Genomic DNA, 4,488 nt, shown 5'->3' with positions numbered 1-4,488 from the left:
CTGAAGCTGCCGGTCGCGCTGGACGGCTGGGTCGCGCTCGCCGAGAACCACATCAGCCCGCAGGCCTACCGGCAGAACGAAGTGGTCACGGCGCTCAACGGCACCACCATCGAAGTCGTCCACACCGACGCCGAGGGCCGCATGGTGCTGGCCGATACGCTGACCTTGGCGGCCAGGGGCAAGCCCGACCTCATCGCCGACTTCGCCACGCTCACCGGCTCGATGCACTACGCGCTCGGCAGCCGCATGTCCGGCGTGTTCGCCAGCACCAGCGCGATTGCGCACCAGGCCTCGCGCGCCGCCACCTCAAGCGGCGAGCGCATCGTCGTCTTTCCCTATCCCGAGGACTACGACGCGAGCCTCGATTCGACGGTCGCCGACGTCAAGCAGTGCAGCATGGAAGGCGAAGCCGACCACATTCTCGCCACCCGCTTCCTGTCGCGCTTCGTCGGCGACGCGCCGTGGCTGCACATGGATCTGTCGGGGCACAGCTGCAAGGGCGGGCTGGGCGCGGTGATGAGCGACGCCAACGGCTTCGGTGTGGCGTGGGCGATGGCGCTGCTGGAGGGGATGAAAGGCTAGGCGCCGGCTCTGGCGGGGGAAAGGAAAACGGCTGCCCCTGTAGCCGTTTTTTTTTGGATCTGCGACCCGGGCTCAGGCCGCGGCTTGCCGGGATTTCTTGCGGGCTGCACCCATCAAGCCCAGCAAACCCAGACCGGCCAGCATCATGGCGTAGGTCTTGGCCTCGGGTATGACGGCGACGGTAGCTTCGGTCCAAATGCCCAACCTGTTGTCAAAAAACTGGAATGACGAATTGAAGCCGGGTACGGCTGTTGAAGGGTAAGTAAAACCAAAAAATCTTCCACCTATATACGTCACCGTCGGTGCAGCTGAGGCGTCGGCAAGCGTGAGCTGCGTTCCATTGAGATTGATGGTCAGGTCGCTGAAGGTGCCTGTGCTGTGTATGGCAGTCAAAAAATCGCTGGGTGCGGTGAACGTGCCGGCCGCGCTGATCCGTTCGCCCGCGGTCAGGCCATAGTCATTAGGGATGAGTTCATCCCCGATTAGAACGACGCCGGCAAGCGAAATTGTGAAGCTGTCGGCATACAGGCTTGTCGACGCGGAGAGCAACAGGGCGGCGGCAGCCAGACTCTGGAAAAGCGTTTTGCGGTCAGGCATTTCAGACTCCTCCTGAATTTGCTTCAATCGGGTCACGTTGGAAGTGGCCCGATTGACACGAGCAAACTCCATGCCTTTTAGATTTGTCCAATTAAAACAATCTTTTGTTTGTGCCCGATTTCTTTTGGGGAAAGAAACATGTAGAGAATTTGGGACAGGTTGGCTCGTTCGGGCAAACCGTCAGGCGGAAGTGTAAAAAATCCCGATACCTTGGCTTGAGCCGGGCCCGAGCCCGGCATTTTTGGATAAACCGGCTTCAGCCCTGCGTTTCCAGATGTCAAAATTACCGACATGCCTCATTCCGATCCGTCCGACGCCATCGAACGCCTTTATGTCGATGACACCCTGCTGGTACTCGACAAGCCGAGCGGTCTGCTCGCGGTTCCCGGGCGCGGCGCCGACAAGCAGGATTGCCTCGCCGCGCGGGTGCAGGCCCGCTATCCCGGTGCCCTCATCGTGCACCGGCTCGACATGGCCACTTCCGGGCTGATGGTGATGGCGCGCAACCCGGCAGCGCAGCGCGAACTGAGCAAGGCGTTCGCCGCGCGCGAGGTGACGAAGCGCTACATCGCGGTGGTGGCCGGGCGGTTGGACGCGCCGCCGGAGGACTGGGGAATCATCGATATGCCGATCGTCGTCGACTGGCCCAGACGGCCGTTGCGGATCGTCGATCCGGTTCACGGCAAACCCAGCCTCACCCGCTGGCGCGTGCTGGAATGCGACGCGACCGGCCAGGGCACGCGCGTGGAACTCGAACCGGTCACGGGCCGTTCGCATCAGTTGCGCGTTCATCTGCGTGAATTGGGTCACCCCATCCTGGGCGATGCGCTGTATGCGCCGTCCGAGGTGCAGGCCCGAGCCGGGCGCCTGTTGCTGCACGCCTGGTCGCTGCGTTTCGCGCATCCGTTGACGGGGGACGCGCTTGCGTTCGAGAGCCCGGCGCCGTTTTGACCGGCCCGGCCCTCGAACGAGCACTGCTTTAGTTCGCCACGCCGCAAGCCATGCGCGCCCCGCCGCCGCCGAGCGGCGCCGGATGGTCGGCATGGTTGTCCCCACCGACGTGGATCATCAGCGAGCGTCCCTTCATGTCGGCCATCTTCAGGCGCGGCGCCAGCACGGGCTGAGTTGCGTTTCCGGTCGCATCGACGAAAAGAGGCGGCAGATCGCCCAGGTGTCCGTTGCCCCACGGAGTGCCGTGGCGATTGGTCTTTTCGGGATCGTAGTGGCCGCCCGCGGCCAGCGCCGGAACCATCTTGCCGTCCTTTTCCTTGGCCTGGCAGTCCGGGTTCTGGTGCACATGGAAGCCGTGCATTCCAGGCGTCAGGCCGCTGAGGGCAGGGGTGAATACAAGGCCATGGCTGGATTCGCTGATGGTCACCATGCCGATGGCGGCGCCGATGCCCTTCTCGTCCACGAGATGCATCGTCACCACGCTGTCGGCGGCAGCGGCCAGGGGGGCGAGGCTCAAGGCCATCGCGTATGCCAGCGATCTGATTTTCATGTCTACTCCTTCAGGGGAAAGTGGAAACGTCTACGCGACAATCCAGGGGCTGGGGCAGGCAGGCCTTCCCCTCGATCGGCCGATCCATTATAGGAACAGGCGATGTCTTCCGTGCTTATCGACTGACAGGTCCCGGCTCCCCGCGAGGCCTTCCGGGCACAGTAACACTGCCGTCATGCGGCGCCGCTAAATTCCCTTCCCTGCGCTGCGGCACGTCCGCCGCTTTTCATACTTGGGCCTGCCGGGATCGGCGGGACAAGCCATCAAGCCATGCAAGGACTGGAATGCCTAGGGAAAAGATGTCGTTCGAAAACATGAAAATCAGTGTCCGGATGGGCCTGGGGTTCGGCCTGATTCTGGCCTTGACGCTGCTGGCGACAGGACTCGGCCTGCTGCGCATGGCGACGATCCAGGGTCATCTCGACCAGGTCGCCGGCAGCCACATGGTCAAGATCAAGTGGGTCAGCGAAATGCGCGATGCCCTGCAAACCGCCGCCATCTCGGCCCGCAATCTTGTCCTGCTGACGGATGAGGAGGCCATGGAGGCTGCCGCGAAGCATGTTCAGGAACAGCGCAAACGCTATGCGGAGGCGAGCGGGAAGCTGGCCGCCCTGGTGACGGGCGAGGCGGAAAAGGCGCTGCTCGCCAGGATCGTCGCGGCACGCGCGCAGACCGACCCCTCGCTCGACAAGGCGATGGGCTTCGCGCTCGGCAACCCCATCGCCGCGACGCAGACGCTGATCGACGAGGTTCATCCGGCGCAGAGCCTGTGGATCAAGGCGCTGGAAGACATGGCGAGGTTCCAGGAAAAGGCCAGCGCCCAGGCGCTGGAAGACGCCGAGGCCGCCTATGCCGGCGCGCGTGCGCTCGTGCTGGCCATGGCGGGTTTGTCGCTGGTTCTGAGCGGTCTGGTCGCCTGGCGCCTCACCCGTTCCATCACCGGTCCGATCGAACACGCGGTGAATCTTGCGCGCGCCGTTGCCGCCGGCGACCTGACGCAGCGCATCGAAGTCCGCTCGACGAACGAGACCGGCCAGCTGATGCAGGCGCTGAAGGACATGAACGAGAGCCTGGTCCGGATAGTCGGCCAGGTTCGCAGCGGCACCGACAGCGTGGCCACAGCGTCGAGCCAGATTTCCAGCGGCAACCTCGACCTCTCCTCGCGCACCGAACAGCAGGCCTCGAGCCTGGAAGAGACCGCCAGCTCGATGGAAGAACTGACCAGCACCGTCAGGCAGAACGCCGAGAACGCGCGCCAGGCCAACCAGCTCGTCGTCTCCACCGCCGACGTTGCGGTCAAGGGCGGCCAGGTCGTCGGCCAGGTCGTCGACACCATGGCCTCGATCAAGGAAAGCTCGCGCAAGATAGCCGACATCATCGGCGTCATCGACGGCATTGCGTTCCAGACCAACATCCTCGCCCTGAACGCTGCGGTCGAAGCCGCGCGTGCCGGCGAACAGGGGCGCGGCTTTGCCGTCGTCGCCAGCGAGGTGAGAAACCTCGCCCAGCGCAGCGCCGGTGCCGCCAAGGAGATCAAGGCCCTGATCGAAGACTCCGTCGGCAAAGTCGACGCCGGCGGCAAGCTGGTTGACGAAGCCGGCAAGACCATGGACGAGATCGTCGGCTCGGTCAAACGTGTCACCGACATCATGGGCGAGATAGCTGCGGCGAGCCAGGAGCAGAGCGCCGGCATCGAGCAGGTCAACCAGGCGGTTGGACAGATGGACGAGATGACGCAGCAGAACGCAGCCCTGGTTGAACAGGCGGCGGCTGCGGCCGAGAGCCTGCAGGACCAGGCGGCCAAGCTT

5 protein-coding genes and 1 pseudogene are annotated in these 4,488 nt (G+C 64.0%); 3 read left to right on the top strand and 3 right to left on the bottom strand.

Annotation, left to right across the window (positions count from 1 at the left end; translation table 11 throughout):
• A pseudogene (locus BGO62_RS14840) lies at nucleotides 1–582 on the top strand (leucyl aminopeptidase family protein); the annotation flags it as partial.
• Nucleotides 583–654: 72 nt separating this feature from the next.
• On the opposite strand, the gene BGO62_RS14835 reads toward BGO62_RS14840, so the two are convergent.
• Together BGO62_RS14835 and BGO62_RS14830 are read right to left on the bottom strand one after the other, a co-directional pair.
• Complete coding sequence (locus BGO62_RS14835; RefSeq protein WP_296643902.1) at nucleotides 655–1,179, bottom strand: PEP-CTERM sorting domain-containing protein; 525 nt, start codon at nucleotides 1,177–1,179, stop codon at nucleotides 655–657.
• Nucleotides 1,180–1,256: 77 nt separating this feature from the next.
• Entirely contained in the window at nucleotides 1,257–1,472 is a 216-nt protein-coding gene (locus tag BGO62_RS14830) for a hypothetical protein (protein WP_296643900.1), read from the bottom strand.
• Here BGO62_RS14830 and BGO62_RS14825 point away from each other — a divergent pair.
• A complete protein-coding gene (locus BGO62_RS14825) occupies nucleotides 1,471–2,130 on the top strand; it encodes an RluA family pseudouridine synthase (RefSeq protein ID WP_296643898.1) in 660 nt (219 codons plus the stop codon). The genes BGO62_RS14830 and BGO62_RS14825 overlap by 2 nt on opposite strands.
• A 28-nt stretch (nucleotides 2,131–2,158) precedes the next feature.
• On the opposite strand, the gene sodC is transcribed toward BGO62_RS14825, so the two are convergent.
• Nucleotides 2,159–2,680: a superoxide dismutase [Cu-Zn] SodC gene (gene sodC / locus BGO62_RS14820; protein ID WP_296643895.1), complete on the bottom strand. Its 522-nt coding sequence runs from the start codon at nucleotides 2,678–2,680 to the stop codon at nucleotides 2,159–2,161.
• Between the two features lie 314 nt (nucleotides 2,681–2,994).
• Here sodC and BGO62_RS14815 point away from each other — a divergent pair.
• Nucleotides 2,995–4,488 (top strand): methyl-accepting chemotaxis protein (locus BGO62_RS14815; RefSeq protein WP_296643893.1); only part of this gene is annotated, 1,494 nt, incomplete at its 3' end.

It is taken from the genome of Thiobacillus sp. 65-1402 (assembly GCF_001897685.1).
In the GTDB taxonomy this organism is placed as follows: Bacteria; Pseudomonadota; Gammaproteobacteria; order Burkholderiales; family Thiobacillaceae; genus Thiobacillus.
This window is presented reverse-complemented; position numbering and strand designations above follow the sequence as displayed.